Here is a 17,999-nt window from a genome sequence, read left to right as displayed (position 1 = left end):
GACTAGCGGTCCTTCACGAAGTGTTGGAGGAGGTCTCCGAAGGTGCGCACCTGGCCCATGTCGGGCGCGGCGACACCCACCCGCGAGGCCATCGCCTCGCCCAGCCGGTTCAGCTCGTCCTGCTTCGCGCCCACCTGCCGCAGGTCCAGGGCGAAGAGCGCGTCGCGCACCGAGCGCTGCCCGCCCCCACCCCCCGCGCGCTTCGAGGACTCCTCGGAGACGGTGACGGGCACGGCGGCCTTGGCGAGCGCCGCCGCGGCGGTGGCGGTGGCCGACGCGGCCGGAGCCGGAGCGGGAGCCGCCGCGGCCGGCGGGCTCGCGTGCTGCGCGCGCTCGACGATGTGCTCGATGACCTTGCGCAGGGTGTTGAAGTCACGCAGGGCGCGGTTGGGGTCGCGCGAGACGCCGAAGGCCTCGCGGGTGCGCGCGAAGATGTCCACCTGCTTGACGGTGTCGATGCCGAGATCGGCCTCCAGGTCGAGGTCCATCTCCAGCATGTCCTCGGGGTAGCCCGTCTTGGCCACCACGGTGTCCATCAGCACGCGCCGCACCTCCTCCTCCAGCGCGATGGACTTCTGCACCGTCGTGACGGGCTGGGCGGCGGGAGCGGGCGCGGCGGCCTTGGCGGGGGCCGCGGCGGGAGCCTCCCGGGGGGCGGGGGCCGCGAGGCCGGCCGCGCTCTGGCCCGTGCGCAGCTGCTCCACCAGGGCGATGATCGTCTCGAGGGTGACGAGGTTCTCGGGCCGGGCCACCGAGGCGTCCACGCTGAACTCACGGCCCAGGGCGATGGCGATCTTGAGCGCGGTGGCGGGCTCGAGCACCCCGTCCAGGGGCAGTCCGAGCAGCACCTGCTCCACGGTTTCGCCGTTCACGGCGTCCGCCGAGAGCTGCCCGACGCCATTGACGTACGAATGTCCGACGACTCGCTTGAACTGTTCCATGTCACCTACCTTGGGGTGAATCGATGCGATGGCACCATGGGACTGACCCTTGAGGATCTCCCGGGTGAATTGGGTGAGAGACCACTTGGGTCCGGCTTCGATGAAGATGCGGGCGCCCAGGCGGTGCGCTTCCGCGAGGGCCTGCCGCAACCGGACGGGCTCGACGAACTGGCTCGTCAGGAAGGCCGGGTAGTCGCGCGAGGGCCGGCCGCCATACTCCTTCGCGTCGATGGTGGACACCAGGCGCACCGTGGGCGGGCGGAAGGCGAACCCCTCCAGCACCCGCTGGTAGGCGGGACGCGCGCCCGCGATGAGCGCCGAGTGGTAGCCGTGGGACACCGCGAGCACGGTGCATTCGATGCCACGCGCGGCGCAGCGTTCCACCAGGGCGGGCAGGGCCTCGCGATCCGCGGACACGATGCAGGCGCGCGGCCCGTTGTCCGCCGCCAGGGTGGCATAGCCGGGCAGGCCCGCGATGAGCTCGGGCACCTGCTCGGAGGCGCAGGTGAGCGCCGCCATCTGGCCCGGGTCCACCGTGGGCATCTCCAGCACGGCCAGGGTGCGCGAGTGGATGGCGCGCAGGCCCTCTTCCAGGGTGAGGGTGCCCGCGGCCACCAGCGCCGCCAGCTCCCCCGCGCTCTGTCCGACGAGCACGTCCGCGCGGATGCCATGGGCGCGCAGCAGCCGGTAGAGCGCCACGTTGACGAGGAAGACGGCCGCGTGGATGTCCTCGTCGTTCTGCCGGTAGCCCTTGGCGTCCTCGGTGTAGAAGCTCGAGGTGAGTGTGCGTCCGGTGAGGTGCAGGTAGACGCGGTCCGCCTCGTCCAGCGTGGCTTGCACCACCGGGTAGGCGCGCGCGAGCGGGCGCAGCATGTTGGCGTACTGGCCGCCCTGGCCCGGGAAGGTGATGGCCACCGGCGCGCCGCGCAGGGGAGCGTCCGGCCCGGCCGCGAAGATGCCGGACTGGCCGAGGAACTCCATGTCCCCGCCCGTCTCCACCGCCTTGCGCAGGAAGTCGCGCTTCTTGCGCAGCTCCTCGCGGGTGCGCGCCGTGACGGCCACGCGGTAGGGCCCCTCGGGCACGCGGCGCGTGTCCTCCAGGGCGCCCGTCGCCTCGCACAGCCGGTCCAATTGCGTCAGGCACGCGCGCGCGTCCGCTCCCGCCACGGCGATGAGCCGGGGCTCCGCGTCGGCGGGCTCCGTCTCCTTCTTCACCGGCTCGCCTTCCCTCTTCACCGCCGCTTCCTCCTTCTTCATGGGCGCGGCTTCCTTCACCGGCCCGGCCTCCTTCTTGACCGACTCCTTCTTCCCCGGCTCCGGCTCCTTGCCAGCGGTCCGCGGTGAAGGGGCCTTATACTCCTCGAGGATGGCGTGGAAGTTGGAACCGCCCACGCCGAACGAACTCACCCCGGCGCGGCGCGGGCCGCCGCCCATGGGCACGGGCCACTCGCGCTGCTCGGTCACCACTTCCAGGCCCTGGGGAATCTTCGGGTTGCGCGGCTCGCTCTTGAGCGAGCGGGGCAGCAGGTGCTCCTGCATGGCGCGCGTGACCTTGATCATCCCCGCGACGCCCGCCGCGGCGTTGAGGTGGCCGATGTTGCTCTTCACCGAGCCGATGAGCAGGGGCCGGGTGCGGCCCTCGCCGTAGGCGTTGTGGGTGGACTTGGTCTCCACCACGTCGCCCAGCGCGGTGCCGGTGCCGTGGCACTCCACGTAGTCCACGCTGGTGGGCGGCACGTTCGCGGCGGTGAGCGCGCGGCGCATGGCGAGCGTCTCGCCCATCTCGCTCGGGGGCAGCACGGAGCGGCCCTTGCCGTCGCTGGAGCCGGCGATGGCGCGGATGACGGAGTGGATGCGGTCGCCATCGCGCTCGGCGTCCGACAGCCGCTTGAGCACGAGCACTCCCGCGCCCTCGCCGGGCACGAAGCCGTCCGCGTTGGCGGAGAAGGGCGAGCTGCCTCGGGAGGACAGGGCGTTGAAGCGGCAGCCGGCGACGAAGAACTCGGGGGACATGTCCGCCCACACGCCGCCGGTGAGCACCACGTCCGCCTGCCGGTGGTTGAGCAGCTTCGCGGCGGCGTGGAGCGCGGCGAGCGAACTGGCGCACGCCGAGTCCATCACCATGTGCGGGCCGTGGAAGTCATACAGCGAGGAGATGCGCCCGGCGTTGAGGCTGCCCAGGTAGCCGGTGAGGCTGTCCTCGCTGATGGGGGGCAGGCCCGCCTTGTAGCGCTCCTCGGCGCCCTTGAGGATGACGTTGCGCATCCACTCGGGCATGCCGGACTTCTCCAGCGTCTCGCGCAGCTCGCGGGCGAACTCCGCCCAGCGCACGCGCGTGTCCGCCAGGAACTTGATGCCCTGGTAGGGCAGGAAGCCGAGCGCGAGCGCCACCCGCTCCCGGTTCCACTTGTCCGCGGCGTAGCCCGCGTCCTTGAGGGCCTGCTCGGCGCTCAGCAGCGTCACCACGTGCGAGGGATCCAACGAAGCCCACGCCGCGGGGGGAATGCGCATCTCCAGCGTGGGAGAGGGCAGGTTCTCCAACCAGCAGCCCAGCTTCGTGTACGTGCGATCCTTGCGGTCCGGGTGCGAGTAGCGCTCGGCCTTCCAGCGCTCCGGGGGCACCTCGCGCGTGGCGTCGTGGCCCTCGAGCAGCCGCTTCCACAGGGCCTCGACGCTGGGGGCGCCCGGGAACATGCCGCCCATGCCGATGATGGCCAGCGGCTCGGCCTGGTGGCGACGGGGCTGGGGCGTGCGGCCGTGGCCCGGCCGGTAGGCCTCCAGCACCGCGTGGTAGTTGTTGCCGCCGAAGCTGAAGGAGCTCACGGCCGCCAGCGGCGTGGTGCCCGGACGGAACGGCTGCGCCTTGCGCGGCACGAAGAAGGGCGTGCGCTCCAGCTCCAGCTTCGGGTTGACGCGCTCCACGCCCGGCTGGGGCGGAATCTGACCGTGGTGCAGCGACAGCACCGCCTTGAGCAGACCGGCGGCGCCCGCGCCCGCGCGCAGGTGACCGATGTTGGCCTTCACCGAGCCGAGCGCGATGGAGCCCGGAGCGCCCGTGTAGATGCTCGCGAGCGCCTGGACCTCGCTGGCATCCCCCACCTGGGTGCCCGTGGCGTGGCACTCCACGTACTGCACGCTCGTGGGGTCCACCCCCGCGTCCTCGATGGCGCGGCGCATGGCGAGCGCCTGTCCCTCGCGCCGGGGCGCCACCAGCGACTTGCCCCGCCCGTCCGAGGAGCCGCCGATGCCCCGCAGCACCGCGTAGATGGTCTCCCCGTCCCGCTCCGCGTCCTCCAACCGCTTGAGGGCGAAGAGCGACACGCCCTCGCCCAGGAGCGTGCCGTCCGAGTCATCCGAGAAGGGCCGGACGTGGCCCTTGTAGGACAGCCCTCCCAGCTTGGAGAAGGCGATGAACTCCAGCGGCGTGAGCATCTCGCTGACGCCGCCGGCCACCGCGAGGTCGAACTCCCCGTCGCGCAGGCCGCGCACCGCCAGGTCCAGCGCCGCGAGCGCCGAGGAGTAGCCCGCGTCCACCGAGTAGTGCAGCCCCTTGAGGTCGAACTGCATGTTGATGCGTCCCACGGCCACGCTCGCCGAGGAGCCCACCACGTTGTCGTCGCTGCACTCCTTGAGGCGCGCGCGCAGGCGCTGGGCGGTGATCTCCAGCACCTCCTGCTGCCGGGTGAGGGGCAGGGCACGGAACTCGTCCGTGGTGCGCACCGCGTCCAGCATGTCCTCCAGGCGGATGTGCATGCCGCTGTCGCGCTGCCATCCCAGGCTGGTGGCCCCGAGCAGGATGCCGGTGGTCTCCCGCGGCAGCACGCGCACCTCGGAGAGGGCCTGGGTGCCGGCCTCGAGAATCATCCACTGCAGGGGGTGGACGTTCTGTGCGTCCGCCGGCGGCACCTTGTACTTGCGCCAATCGAAGACGAAGTCGTTGATGAATCCGCCCACGTCCGCGTGGGCCCGGTCCGGCATCGTGCGATCCGGGCTGAAGTAGAGTGAGTGGTCCCACGCGCGGGCGGGCACCTTCGCGAGTGAAATCCTTCCGGTGGAGATGCTGGTCCAGAAGTCGGAAACGCGGTGCGCGTTCGGCAGGACGCAACCCAATCCCACCACGGCGATGGCATCCATTCAGGCTCTTTCTTTAGACCGGGTCGAACCCAGCGGGGGCTTCAGGCGAGAACTTCAAGGGGGATTGAATTGTACCACGGCCATGGGTGCCCAGCGGAGCGCTGGGGGGTATGGGCGGCATCCACTCGCATGCGTGTGCCCGGGTGGATGGCCACTCGTGGAGCAGCCAGAGGACGTGGCGCTCGGCGGGACAAAGTGTCCCGTCATCCTGTCCCGACACACTGTCCCATGAACGCGTCATCGCCCGGGACAGCCTGGCGTGCATGCCGACCCTGGCCTCCTCGCGTCCGCTCCGCGCTCCTCGACGCCACGCGCGCCGCCGGGTCCGGCGCACGGGTTGCACAGGCGGATGTCTGGCTCCACGTGGGGCCAGACAAGGGAGCTACAAGGTGCAACAGATGAAGAAGGGGGCGCGGCACCACCGGGCACGCGGCATGACGCTCATCGAGATCATGGTCGTCATCACCATCCTGGGTCTCATCATGGCCGCGGTGGGAGTGTCCGTGCTTACCCAGCTGGACCAGGCCAAGCAGCGCCGGGCGCGGATGGACTTCCACGCCCTGGGTAACGCGCTCAAGGTGTACTACGCCAAGAAGGGCCGCTTCCCAGACACGGCCTCCGGCCTGCGCGGGCTGGTGGACAACCGCATCCTGGAAGGGCTGCCCAAGGACCCCTGGGGCAATGAGTACGTCTATGTGAATGAAGGGGGCAAGCCGCGCATCACCTCCTATGGGGGCGATGGGGTGTCCGGAGGAGACGCCAACGACGCGGACCTGTGTTCGTGTGACCCGGAGCCGGAAGGTGGGACGGGCTCCTGACGAGCCACGAGGTGCATGTCCGCCCGCCCGCTCTCCGGCCTGGGGAGTCGTTGGGTCGCGCCATCGCGGAAGGGGTGGATGGCCGGGGCGCTCGCGGACCTACCTTCCGGGGAGGAGGTAGGCCATGGGTTATGCGGCGGAGATTCCCCGGCGGAGCTGGTTCGCCTACTTCGAGCTGTTGAGCGAGCGGGCGTCGAGTCATCCCCTCCGGCTGGAGGTGGAGGCCGGACAGGGAGCGTCGTGGCGGATGGAGCAGGCGCTGCCGCTGGTGGGCATCGACGTGGAGTCGCGGGAGCCGGGCAGTTTGGAGGTGACGGTGGGCACGCTGCGCCGGGAGTTCACCCACCACGTCAGTGAGCCGGAGCACGTGCACCTGCTCATGGACGACGAGGGCAACATCCAGTGCATCCGCATCGAGGACCGGGACGGGGCCCGGAGCCTGCTGTACTTCGAGGGCGGGGAGCCGGTACCGGCCTGGTTCCACGCGGAGGCTCCGGGCGCGGACGGGGCGGCGTCCTGGGCGTAGCGTGCCGCTCCCCCGCGCCGCGCCCCTCGGGGAAGCGCTCGCGCGGGGGAGGGGGCGTCACGGCGTGGTCCTGGGCGCCGGGATGGTCTCGATGGTCGCGAAGTTGTTGCCGGCCACCTGCCACAGCTCCACGGGGGAGGGCGCCTCGCCGGTGTCGTTGTTGAAGTCCAGGGCGCCGCTGGCTCCATCCACGTTGACGCTCCGGCCCGCGGCGAGCTCCGCGGCGAGACTCGTGAAGCTGCTGCTGGTGAGCTGGACGGGGCTGTTCTGCACGGACGAGACCTTCGTCAGGCCCTCGGCCAGCTTCGGGCCCGTCACGGCTCCGCTGGTTCCCTGGGCGTAGGAGGCGCCCAGGGCCAGCAGGTACATGGCGTCATAGGCATTGGAGGTATAGGCGTAGGCGCTCGGGTCCTTGTTGAAGCGGTCCTTGAAGCTGCTCTGGAAGGCGCGGAAGGCCTGCCCCGTGCCCTGGGCCGGCGCCGTGCCATAGAAGCCCTGCGCCTGGGCGGACGCCGTGCCATTGGCCAGCACGGCCACGTCCTTCACGCTGTCGGAGAACAGCCACTTGTGCACGCTGCGCTGGAGGTTGGGCCGGGTGGCGGCCTCGGTGAGGATGGTGGTGACGTCGCTGGCGAAGCCCACCAGCACGGTGAGGTCCGGATCGAACTGGTTGAGCGTGTCCAGCGCCGCCTTGACGTCTCCCTGGCGCGTATACGAGTCCCCTTCGTTCTCCACCTTCGGGGTCGCGTCGAGTCGCTCGGAGACGATGTTGAAGAGCCCCTGCCCATAGGGATCGTTCACGTAGAAGATGCCCACCTTCTTGGGGGCGCCGAAGCGGGCGTCGTTGCGCAGCAGGTTCGCGATGACGCTGCCCTGGATGGCGTCCGAGGCCGAGGTGCGCCACACGAATCCCACCTGCCCGCCATTCTTGTCCGGCAGGTCCGTCACCTCGGGCGAGGTGGCGCTGTAGCTCAGGGTGACCACGCTCGCGGCGATGGTCACCGCCTGGGCCACCTGGAGCGTCTGGCTGCTGCCGGCGGTGATCATCGCCGGCACCTTCTTCTCCTTCACCAGCCACTCGGCCTGCCGCTGGGCGCGCCCCACGTCGTTGCCCGTGTCGCAGAAGTACAGGGCGAGCTGCTTGCCGCCAATGCCTCGCTGGTTGATCTGCTCCACCGCCAGCACCGCGGCGTTGAGCGCCTGCTCATCCGACTCGTCGATGGGCGCGCCCACGCCCGTGCCGGAATGCACGGGGAACAGGCCCCCGATGGGAATGGCATCCGGGCTCTGGGAGCCGTACACGGTGCCGCAGCCCACGGGCAGCGGCAGGCACAGCTTCTCGGGGGTGCAGACCCGGTCGCTGCCACAGTCCGCGCTCGTCTCGCACTCGTCGAGCCCCGCGGCCGTGGTGAAGCTGCACCCACTGGCCAGCACCGACAACACTCCCGTCATCCATAGTGCGCGCATCAGAAGCTCACCTCCACACCCGCGCCCGAGCCCCGGGGCGCGGAGATCAACCGGGCCTGTCCCGCCACGGGCGCGGGCTGCCGGGGATAGAGCAGCACGGCCGCCACGGCGCTGACGAGGCCCACGCCATAGCCGATGTCCGCCAGCAGCGCGTTGCTCCGGGTGGCGGTGCGCGCGGCGAGCTTGGTGTCCAGGTCCTGGGCGTTGTCGAAGTGGGCGCGGGCGTTCCCCGCCTGCACCCCGAAGACGACGCCCATGCCGACGCCCGCCACCGCCAGGCCTCCCAGGGCGAAGGAAGTGATCTGCGTGCGCTTGCGCTCCGCGAGCGCGTCCCGGTGCGCCTCCTCGAGCCGCAGCTGGTTGGCTGCTTCCGCCTGCCGGGCCGCCTCGCGCTCCGCCTCCATGCGCCGCTGGGCCGCCTCGGCCTCGTCCTGCATGCGCTTGCGTTCGGCTTCCGCCGCCGCCGCCGCCGCCTCTTCCTTCTGCTGCTGCAGACGCAAGCGATCCACCGCCGAGCGCGCGCGCTTGCGCAGCTGCGCGTCCTCGCCGTCCGTCATGTACTGCTCGTAGTAGCTGATGGCCTCGCGCGCCCGGCCCGCCTGGTCGTACGCGCGGGCGATGTTGTAGACGAGCCGCGAGTCGGGGGCCTGCTCGTTCGCCTTCTCGAGCGCCTCGGCGGCCTCCACGTACTTCTTCTGGTCATACAGCCGCTCCGCCTGTTTCACGAGCTCCTTGGCGGAGGGGGCCTTGGCGTGTGCCGCGAAGGGGGTGAGCAGCAGGGCCGTCCACAGAAGCAGGACCAATCTCATGGCGGCCGAGTCTACTCCAAAACACTCGGGCCGCTCCCTCCTGATGCGGAAGGGCGGCCCACGCCCCGTCGAGCGGGGCCCACCCACCGTGTGTCGGATCCGTCAACTCTCGAGACGAGAGATGAGCAGCTTGCGCTGCAACGTCAACGCCTCGGGAGCCTTGAGTCCCAGGGACTCGAAGAAGACCTCCTGGTTCTTGAGCTCCGCCTTCCACTCGTCCGGCTTGATGGAGGTGACCTCGGCGAGCGACTCCCTGGCCAGGTCCAGCCCCTTGGTGTTGAGGCCCTGATCGGAGCGCGGCACCCAGCCGAGCAGCGTCTCCTCGGTGGGCACGCGGCCGTGGACGCGGTTCACGATCCACTCGAGCACGCGCATGTTCTCGCCGAAGCCCGGCCAGATGAACTTGCCGTTCTTGTCCTGGCGGAACCAGTTGACCTGGAAGATCTTCGGCGGGTGGGCAATGGCTTTCTGCATGTTGAGCCAGTGCTGGAGGTAGTCGCCCATGTGGTAGCCGCAGAAGGGCAGCATGGCCATGGGGTCGCGGCGCACCACGCCCACCTTGCCGGTGGCGGCGGCGGTGGTCTCGCTGCCCATGGTGGCGCCCAGGAAGACGCCATGGGTCCAGTTGAAGGCCTGGAGCACGAGCGGGACGGTGTTGGAGCGGCGGCCGCCGAAGATGATGGCGGAGATGGGCACGCCCATGGGGTCGTTCGCCTTGGGGCTGAGCACGGGGTTGTTCGTCATGGGCGCGGTGAAGCGGCTGTTGGGGTGCGCCGCCTTCTCCGTGCTGCCCTTCTTCCAGGGCCGGCCCTGCCAGTCGGTGAGCTCCTCGGGCACCTCGCCGTCCATGCCCTCCCACCACACGTCCCCATCGGCCGTCAGGGCCACGTTGGTGAAGAGGGTGTCGCGCGCCACGCTGGCCATGGCGTTGGGGTTGCTCTTCGTGTTGGTACCGGGGGCCACGCCGAAGTAGCCGGCCTCGGGGTTGATGGCCCACAGCCGCCCGTCCGGTCCCACGCGCATCCACGCGATGTCGTCGCCCACGGTCTCGATCTTCCAGCCCGCGTACTCCTTGGGCGGAATCATCATGGCGAAGTTCGTCTTGCCGCACGCCGAGGGGAAGGCCGCCGCCACGTACGTCGTCTCGCCCTGGGGGCTGGTGACGCCGAGGATGAGCATGTGCTCGGCGAGCCAGCCCTCGTGCTGGCCCAGGTAGCTGCCGATGCGCAGCGCCATGCACTTCTTGCCCAGGAGCGCGTTGCCGCCATAGCCGCTGCCAATGCTCCAGATGGTGTTGTCCTGGGGGAAGTGGCAGATGAAGCGGCGCTCCGGGTCCAGGTCGCCGGTGCTGTGCAGGCCGCGGTTGAACTCGCCCGCGTCGCCCAGCATCTCCAGCGCCGCGCGGCCCATGCGCGTCATGATGCGCATGTTGAGCACCACGTAGACGCTGTCGGTCAGCTCCACGCCCACCTTGGCGAAGGGGCTGCCCAGCGGGCCCATCACGTAGGGCACCACGTACATCGTGCGGCCCTTCATGCTCCCGGTGAACAGGTGGGACAGCTTGGTGTACGCCGACTCGGGCTCCATCCAGTTGTTGGTGGGCCCGGCGTCTTCCTTGTTCGTGGTGCAGATGAAGGTGAGGTGCTCCACGCGCGCCACGTCGTTGGGGTTGGAGCGGTGCAGGTAGCACCCCGGGCGCTTCTGGGGATTGAGCGGGATGAGGATGCCCTGCTTCACCGCCAGCTCCGTCAGCCGCTTCTTCTCCTCTTCCGAGCCGTCACACCAGACGATCTGATCCGGCTGGGTCATCTGCGCCATCTTCGCCACCCAGGCCAGGAGCTCCGGGTTCTTCGTGGGAGCGCTGCCCTGGGTCCCTGGGGTTTGGAGCGAGGCCATGTGGACATCTCCTTGTAAAAGGTCCGGCTACATTTCTGGCTCCCGCTTGTAAAAGCAACGACGCCCGCTTCCTCGCCTCCCTCGGAGACTCGCTTGTTCATTCAATTTTACTAATTGAATCGTGTCTATTCAGAAGCCGACGTTCAGTACCGGAAGATTTCCTTCCGCGCCTGGCGGGCTCCAGGCTGCGCGCCCTCACATGATGACCATCGCCATCGTCCTGGGCACCGTGCTGCTGGCGCTCGTGTTGTTCTCCCTGGAGGCGATCCCCATCGAGGTGACGTCACTGTCCATCGTGTGCCTGCTGGCGCTCACGGGGGTGCTGACGCCCGAGCAGGCGTTCGCGGGCTTCAGCAACGACACCGTCATCTTCATCTTCACCCTGCTGGCGATGACGCAGGGGCTGGCGAGCACGGGGGTGGTGCTGCTGGTGGGGCAGCGGCTGTCCTTCTTCGCGCGCTTTGGCCACCAGACGTTCGTGCTGGCGATGATGGGGGCGGTGGCGGTGTTCTCCTCCTTCGTGTCCAACACGGTGACGACGGCGGCCTTCCTGCCGGTGGCCATCGGGGCGGCGCATCGCGCCAGGGTGCCCAAGAGCAAGGTGCTCTTGCCCATGGCGTATGCCTCCATGCTGGGGGGCATGGTGCTGCTCTATGGCACCTCCACCAACCTGGTGGTCTCCGCGGCGCTGCCCCGCCTGGGGCTCGAGCCGCTCGGGGTGACGGAGCTGACGCCCGTGGGCCTGCCGCTGGCGGTGCTCGGCATGCTGCTCGTGGTGTTCCTGGGGCCGGTGCTGCTGCCGGCGCGCGAGGGCGCGGACTCCATGGAGGACTGGACCGTGCGCGACTACCTCACCGAGGCGATGCTGCCCTCGGACTCCGCCTACCTGGGCAAGACCCTGGCGGACATCACCACGGGGCTCGGGCTGCGCGTCATCGGCATCGTGCGCGACGGCCAGTCCCTGCCGGCGCTCCCGGCGTACCAGCTCGTGGGCGACGAGCGGCTCATCATCGAGGGCAAGCGCGAGGACATCCTCCGGGTGAAGGACCTGAAGGGCATCGAGCTGCGGCCGGACGTGAAGCTGTCGGACTCGGAGCTGCGCCCCCAGGACACCATCCTGGTGGAGGCGACGGTGACCCCGGACAGTCCGCTCGTGGGCCACAGCTTCAAGGAGACGCACTTCCTCGAGCGCTACGGCCTGGTGGCGCTGGCGCTGCATCGCAGGCCCGTCATCCAGCGGCTCACCAAGTTGCAGCTGCTGGGCCGGCGCGTGGGCGGGCGCTCGTTGTCCACCCTGGAGCTGTCGGCGGGGGACGTGCTGTTGCTGTGGGGGGCACGCGAGCGGGTGCAGGAGCTGACGGAGGGTGCCCAACTGCTCGTGCTGGGGGGCGTGGAGTACCAGCCGCCCCGCCATGCCAAGGCCCTGCTGGCCGTGGTGCTGTTCCTCGGGGCGCTGCTGCTGGGCTCGCTCGAGGTGGTGCCGCTGTCGGTGGCGGGGCTCGCCGGGATGTTGGGGATGATCGCCACCGGGTGCGTGGACGCGGGCCGGGCCTTCCGGGTGGACTGGCGGGTGGTGCTGCTCATCGGCTGCATGATGGCGCTCGGCGTGGCCATGGAGACGAGCGGGGCGGGGCGCTTCCTCGGCGAACACGCGGCGCGGCTCGGGGCCTATGGGGGCGCGCGTCTGGTGATGCTCGCGATGATGGTGCTCACCATCGTGCTGTCGGCCCCCATGAGCAACCAGGCCGCGGCCCTGGTGGTGCTGCCGGTGGCCGTGGGCGCCGCGGTGAAGCTGGGGGTGGATCCCCGGCCCTTCGCCATGGGCGTGACGCTCGCGGCGAGCTGCTCCTTCATCACCCCGCTCGAGCCGAGCTGCGTGCTCGTGTACGGCCCCGGCCACTACCGCTTCACGGACTTCTTCCGGCTCGGCACGCCATTGACGGCCGCGCTGCTCGCCCTGCTCGTGGTGCTGGTGCCCATGCGCTGGCCCTTCCAGGGCAGGGAGGGCACCCCGGCGGCCGCCGCGCGCGCGCCGGGCCCGCGAGGGGCGGGGCCCGAGGCGCCGACAGCCGCCCCCGTGCGGGAGGGAGCCGGGCTCAACCGGTAGAGAGGGGGGCGGAACGCGGGAGGCGTTCCGCCCGGCCCCCTTACATCAGCTTGTCGAGGGTGATGGGCAGCTCGCGGATGCGCTTGCCCGTGGCGTGGAAGACGGCGTTGGCCACGGCGGCGGCGACACCCGTGGTGGCGATCTCGCCAATGCCCTTGATGCCCAGGGGATTGACGAACTTGTCCTCCTCCTCGATGAACTGCACGTCGATCTTCGGCACGTCGGCCTGCACGGGGACGTGGTAGTCGGCCAGGTCCGCCGTCATCACCCGCCCGTTGCGGGGGTCGCGCAGGGTCTCCTCGGTGAGCGCCATGCCCAGGCCGAAGATGACGCCGCCGCTGATCTGGCTGCTGGCCGTCTTGGCGTTGAGGATGCGGCCGGCGGCCATGGTGGAGACGATGCGGCTGACGCGCACGGTCCCCAGCGCCTCGTCCACGCGCACCTCGACGAAGTGGGCACCGAAGGAGTGGCTGCTGTACTTCTTCTCCTCCTCCTTGGGAGCCGCTTCGCCCTTGCCCTCCACGTGGGGCAGCTGCTGGCGCGTGAGGAGCTGCGCGTACGTCTCGCCCTTGGACTTGTCCTTGCGCGAGAAGAGCCGTCCGTCCTCGGTGAGGACGTCCTTCTCCGCCAGGCCGTGCAGGGGCGAGGCCTTGTCCGCCACGGCGAGCTTCACCAGCTGCTCACGCACCGAGGCGGCCGCGCCCTGGACGGCGGGCGAGGCGGTGGCGGTGCTCATGGAGCCGCCCGCGAGGGGGCCGAGCGGCAGCTGGCTGTCGCCCATCTCCATGCGCACCTTCTGGTGGGACATGCCGAGCGCGTCGGCGGCCACCTGGGTGAGCACGGTGTAGGCACCGGTGCCCAGGTCTGAGCCGCCGCACTGCACCACCGCGGTGCCATCCGGCAGCACGCGCGCCAGGGCGGCGGCCTGGCCGCGCATGGCGGGGAAGGTGGCGGTGGCCATGCCCCAGCCGATGAGCTTGTCGCCCTCGCGCAGGGAGCGCGGCGCGAGCGGCCGCTTCTTCCAGCCGAAGCGCTCGGCGCCCACGCGGTAGCACTCCAGCAGGGACTTGCTGGACCAGGGGCGGCCGTGCTCCGGATCCTTGTCCGCGTGGTTGATGCGGCGCAGCTCCAGCGGATCCATCTTCAGCTGGTGCGCCAGCTCGTCCAGGGCGCTCTCCAGCGCGAAGGTGCCGGGGGCCTCGCCCGGGCCGCGCATGAAGGTGGGCGTGGACGTGCTCAGCCGCACCACCTGCTGGGAGGTGGTCACGTTGGGGCACGCGTAGAGCATGCCGCTCACGGCGGTGAACGTCTCGGCGAAGGAGTCCTGCTCGGACAGCTCCGAGAAGCCCGTGTGCCGCAGGGCGGTGAGCTGGCCCTTGGGGCTGGCCGCCAGCTCCACCTTCTGCACCGTCGTGGGCCGGTAGCCCACCAGCATGGACATCTGCTGGCGCGTGAGGACGATCTTCACCGGACGGCCCACTTCCTTCGCCGCGAGGATGCTCAGCACGACGTGGGACCAGGGCAGCGCCTTGCACCCGAAGCCTCCACCCACGAAGGGCGAGCGCACGTGGATGTTCTCCTGCGGCATGGCGAACAGCATGGAGAGGAACTGCCGCATGAAGTGCACACCCTGGTTGGCGTCGTACAGGGTGAGGTGCTCGGGGTCGGTCCACACCGCGACGGTGGCGTGGGGCTCCATGGGGTGGTGCGTCTCGGTGGGGGTGACGTAGGTGGCCTCCACGCGCGCGGGGCCGGCCTTGAGCCCGGCCTCCACGTCACCGCGCGTGTGTCCGGGCGGGGGTCCGCCGAAGATACCCGGGGCGGGCTGCGCGTTGGCCCGCGCCTTCTCCAGGTCGAGGATGGCGGGCTTCTCCACGTAGGTGGCGCGCACGAGCGAGGCGGCGTGCACGGCGCGCTCGAACGTGTCGGCCACCACCAGCGCGATGGGCTGGCCGTTATAGAGCACCTCGCTGTCCTGCATGATGCCGAGCTTGGGCAGCATGGGGATGGCGCTGTACTGCTCCAGTCCTCCGGGCTTGGGCATGTTGCGGGGGGTGAGCACCTTGAGCACGCCCGGGGCCTTCTCCGCCTCGCCCGTCTGCATGCGCAGCACGCTGCCGCGCGGCACCGTGCTCTGCACGATGGCGGCGTAGACCATGCCTTCCGGGTGGTTCTCCGCGGCGTAGGTGGCCTTGCCGGTGACCTTGAGCCTGCCATCCACCCGGTCCACGGGGTTGCCAATCAGCTTGCCGTTCATGAACGACCTCCCAACACCGTCAGGGCACGCACGACGAGCCGTCGCGCCAGTTCGACCTTGAAACCGTTGTGCTCGCGCGGCTGGGCGCCCTCGACGGCCGCCGCGGCCGCCGCCTGGAACACCTCGGGCGAGGGGGCCTGACCGACGAGCTTCGCCTCGGCGGCGGGCACGCGCCAGGGCTTGGTGCCCACGCCCCCGAGCGCGAGCCGGGCCTGCTCGATGCGGCCGTTCTTCACCTCCAACGCCGCGGCCACCGAGGCCAGGGCGAAGGCGTACGAGGCACGGTCACGCACCTTGATGTAGAGCGACTGCTTCGCGGCGGGCAGCGCGGGCACGTCCACCGAGAGGATCAGCTCCCCGTGCTCGAGCACCGTCTCGCGCTGGGGCGTGGTGCCGGGCAGGAGGTGGAAGTCGGTGAAGGGGATGGAGCGCTCGCCCTTCTCGCCCTTCACGCGCACGGTGGCGCCCAGGGCCGCGAGCGCCACGGCCATGTCCGAGGGGTGGGTGGCGATGCACGCCTCGCTGACACCCAGCACGGCATGGCCGCGGTTGATGCCCTCGAGCGCCGAGCAGCCCGTGCCGGGCTCGCGCTTGTTGCAGCGGGTGGAGGTGTCGCGGAAGTACGAACAGCGGGTGCGCTGCATGACGTTGCCGCCCACCGTGGCCATGTTGCGCAGCTGCGCCGAGGCGCCCGCGAGCAGGGCCTGGGACAGCAGGGGGTAGCGCTCCTTGACGAGCGGATGGAAGGCCACGTCGCTGTTGCGCGCGAGCGCGCCCAGCCGCAGGCCTCCATCGGGCAGCTCCTCCACCTGGGCGAGCGGCAGCTTGCGCACGTCCACGAGGACGGCGGGCTTCTCCACGCCCAACTTCATCAAGTCCAGCAGGTTGGTTCCACCCGCGAGAAAGGTGGCCTCGGGGGTGCGAAGCACCCGCTCCGCGCCGGAGTTCAGCTCCTGCGCTTGCTCATATTGAAAGGGATTCATGGGCGAGACACCTGGAGGCTATTGTTTGGGCTGCTGCCGCACCTGCTGGATGGCGGCGATGATGTTGGGGTAGGCGCTGCAGCGGCAGATGTTGCCGCTCATCGCCTCGCGCACGTCGTCGTCCGCGGGCCCGCAGGGCTCGGACATGAGGCCCACGGCGCTCATGATCTGTCCCGGCGTGCAGTAGCCGCACTGCAGCGCGTCACAGGTGAGGAAGGACTCCTGCATCGGGTGCAGCTTGTCACCCTGGGCGAGGCCCTCGATGGTGCGCACCTCGGCGCCCTGGTTCATGACGGCGAGCGACAGGCAGCTCAGCTCGCGCCGGCCGTTCACCAGCACCGTGCACGCGCCACACTGGCCGTGATCACAGCCCTTCTTGGTCCCGGTCATGTCCAGGCGCTCACGCAGCGCGTCCAACAGGCTGGTGCGCGTGTCCACCTTCACCGTCCGGGGCTGGCCGTTGAGGGTGAACGACACCTCCACGTCACCGGTGGCCGGGGGCGAGGACGGGGTACCGGGAGGAGTGGGGGTGTCGGGGGTGGACGGGGTATGGCTGCAACCGTCCAACAACAGGGCTCCGCCGACGGTCACGGTAGCGGTGGCGATGAACTCCCGGCGGGTGGCGCCCTCCGCGCTTTCGGAGGTGGGGGTCTCCGGACGTGTGGAAGCGTCCGGAGAGGTGTTCTTCGGGTCCGTCATTGCTGCTCCATTCGGAAGACAACGGCCCGCACGCTAACGCGAAGAACGCGCGCGCGCCCCTACTTCTCTTGGGCCACGGACCGCGTCATCACTTCGCGTGAAGTGGCCGTGGAGTCGCGGTCCGTCAAGGCGGAAAGGATCTCGTGGAGCACCGTCAGCAGCACCACGCATCCGAGGATCTGCCACCCGATGACCCAGAGACCGAAGCGCGCCCCGAGCAGGCCCGCGAGGCTCGGCAGGACGGCGATCCCCAGCGTCGCGGCGCTTACCTGGAAGCCCACCGCGTGAGCGGCCGCGTCCTGGCCCACCCTTCGGGGGGTCTCGGACATGAGGGCTGGAAAAATGGAGGAGATGGAGAATCCCAGCAGGCCCAACCCGAGCGCGGGAGGCAGCGAGGGAAGGGCGAAGAGGAGCGCGCCCACGATGGCCAGCGCGGTGCTCAGCCGCAGCAGCCGCACGGTGCCGATGCGCTCGATGACGAAGCCGAGCGAGATGCGTCCGGCGAGCAGGCATCCCCAGAAGACGCTGACCCAGGTGCCCGCCTCCGCCGTGCCCAGGCCGCGCTCCTCGGTGAGGAGCGTGTAGCTCCACTGGCCCGCGGTGACCTCGATGCCGGTGTAGATGAAGAAGATGAGGATCTGCAACCACACCGGGGCGCGGCGCAGGGCCTCGAGGGCACCCACCGTGGGCGTCACGTCGCCCGCCCCACCTGACTCCGTGGATGCGGAGGCCCCGGGGGCGCCGTCCCATTGCCGGCGCATCAGCACGAAGGACAGCGCGAGGGTGCCCAGCAGCGCGGCGATGACGGCATAGCCCGCGCGCCATCCCGCGTCGCGCGCGAGCAGCGCCGTGGTGAGCACGGGACCCAGGGCCGCGCCGGTGCTGTAGGCCGCGTGCAGCCAGTTCATGTGGCGCGCGCCGAAGTGCTGGGCGGCGTAGGTGTTGAGCCCGGCGTCGATGGCGCCCGAGCCGAAGCCGATGACACAGGAGGCCATGAGGAACAGGGCGAAGAGGGGAAGGGTGGCGTAGCCGGTGATACCGAGCGTGACGAGCACGGTGCTGACCACCAGCAGCAGGCCGACCCCGAGCGCGCGCATGAGCCGGCCCACGAGCAGGCCCGAGAGGAAGTAGGACGTCGCCCCCGTGGCGAGGATGATGCCCATGCCCGTCTGGGGCAGCGCGAAGGTGTCGCGGATGGAGGGCCAGGAGACGCCGAGCACGGCGTCGGGCAGCCCGAGGCTCACGAAGGCCAGGTACGCGAGCGCGAGGAGGAGCGGGCGGGGAGGAGCGGGCGAGGTGGACGCGGTCGGGGCACTCATGGGCGGCGCCATCTATACGCGCCCCTGAGTCACCGACCCAGGC

Annotated in this window: 11 protein-coding genes; 3 read left to right on the top strand and 8 right to left on the bottom strand. The window is 70.3% G+C overall.

The genetic code is table 11. From position 1 onward, the window contains the following. Positions 1-2 precede the first annotated feature (2 nt). Complete coding sequence (locus D187_RS01390; protein ID WP_020917715.1) at positions 3-5,075, bottom strand: type I polyketide synthase; 5,073 nt, start codon at positions 5,073-5,075, stop codon at positions 3-5. A gap of 398 nt (positions 5,076-5,473) precedes the next feature. On the opposite strand from D187_RS01390, the gene gspG reads away from it, so the two are divergent. Beyond that, complete coding sequence (gene gspG, locus D187_RS01385; RefSeq protein WP_043427715.1) at positions 5,474-5,893, top strand: type II secretion system major pseudopilin GspG; 420 nt, start codon at positions 5,474-5,476, stop codon at positions 5,891-5,893. Between the two features lie 124 nt (positions 5,894-6,017). Then, a complete protein-coding gene (locus D187_RS01380) occupies positions 6,018-6,419 on the top strand; it encodes a DUF5335 family protein (protein WP_002622133.1) in 402 nt (133 codons plus the stop codon). Positions 6,420-6,476: 57 nt separating this feature from the next. Here the strand turns inward: D187_RS01380 and D187_RS01375 are convergent, their stop codons facing one another. The 3 genes from D187_RS01375 to D187_RS01365 form a co-directional block, all read right to left on the bottom strand. Then, on the bottom strand, positions 6,477-7,886 hold the full coding sequence (locus D187_RS01375; protein WP_002622132.1) for an ABC transporter substrate-binding protein: 1,410 nt from the start codon (positions 7,884-7,886) through the stop codon (positions 6,477-6,479). Next, complete coding sequence (locus tag D187_RS01370) at positions 7,886-8,695, bottom strand: tetratricopeptide repeat protein (RefSeq protein ID WP_002622131.1); 810 nt, start codon at positions 8,693-8,695, stop codon at positions 7,886-7,888. The genes D187_RS01375 and D187_RS01370 overlap by 1 nt, the downstream gene beginning before the upstream one ends. Before the next feature lie 102 nt (positions 8,696-8,797). Then, positions 8,798-10,591: a phosphoenolpyruvate carboxykinase (GTP) gene (locus D187_RS01365; RefSeq protein ID WP_002622130.1), complete on the bottom strand. Its 1,794-nt coding sequence runs from the start codon at positions 10,589-10,591 to the stop codon at positions 8,798-8,800. Between the two features lie 202 nt (positions 10,592-10,793). Here D187_RS01365 and D187_RS01360 point away from each other — a divergent pair, with 202 nt between their 5' ends. Next, the gene (locus D187_RS01360; RefSeq protein ID WP_081713547.1) at positions 10,794-12,698 is read left to right on the top strand and encodes an SLC13 family permease; all 1,905 of its coding nucleotides are present in this window, start codon (positions 10,794-10,796) and stop codon (positions 12,696-12,698) included. 40 nt (positions 12,699-12,738) lie between these two features. On the opposite strand, the gene D187_RS01355 is transcribed toward D187_RS01360, so the two are convergent. From D187_RS01355 to D187_RS01340, 4 genes are read right to left on the bottom strand one after another with little or no spacing between them, the layout of a single operon-like run. Beyond that, entirely contained in the window at positions 12,739-14,955 is a 2,217-nt protein-coding gene (locus D187_RS01355; RefSeq protein WP_002622128.1) for a xanthine dehydrogenase family protein molybdopterin-binding subunit, read from the bottom strand. Beyond that, positions 14,952-15,938: an FAD binding domain-containing protein gene (locus D187_RS01350; RefSeq protein WP_002622127.1), complete on the bottom strand. Its 987-nt coding sequence runs from the start codon at positions 15,936-15,938 to the stop codon at positions 14,952-14,954. Before D187_RS01350 ends, D187_RS01355 begins: the two co-directional genes overlap by 4 nt. A gap of 18 nt (positions 15,939-15,956) precedes the next feature. Continuing rightward, a complete protein-coding gene (locus tag D187_RS01345) occupies positions 15,957-16,637 on the bottom strand; it encodes a (2Fe-2S)-binding protein (protein ID WP_002622126.1) in 681 nt (226 codons plus the stop codon). 59 nt (positions 16,638-16,696) lie between these two features. After that, positions 16,697-17,956: an MFS transporter gene (locus tag D187_RS01340; RefSeq protein WP_245591578.1), complete on the bottom strand. Its 1,260-nt coding sequence runs from the start codon at positions 17,954-17,956 to the stop codon at positions 16,697-16,699. Positions 17,957-17,999: the final 43 nt, after the last annotated feature.

Origin of the sequence: Cystobacter fuscus DSM 2262 (genome assembly GCF_000335475.2) — a bacterium.
Classification (GTDB): Bacteria; Myxococcota; Myxococcia; order Myxococcales; family Myxococcaceae; genus Cystobacter; species Cystobacter fuscus.
The sequence above is the reverse complement of the archived record's forward strand: the minus strand, read 5'-3'. Positions and strand labels throughout refer to the sequence as shown.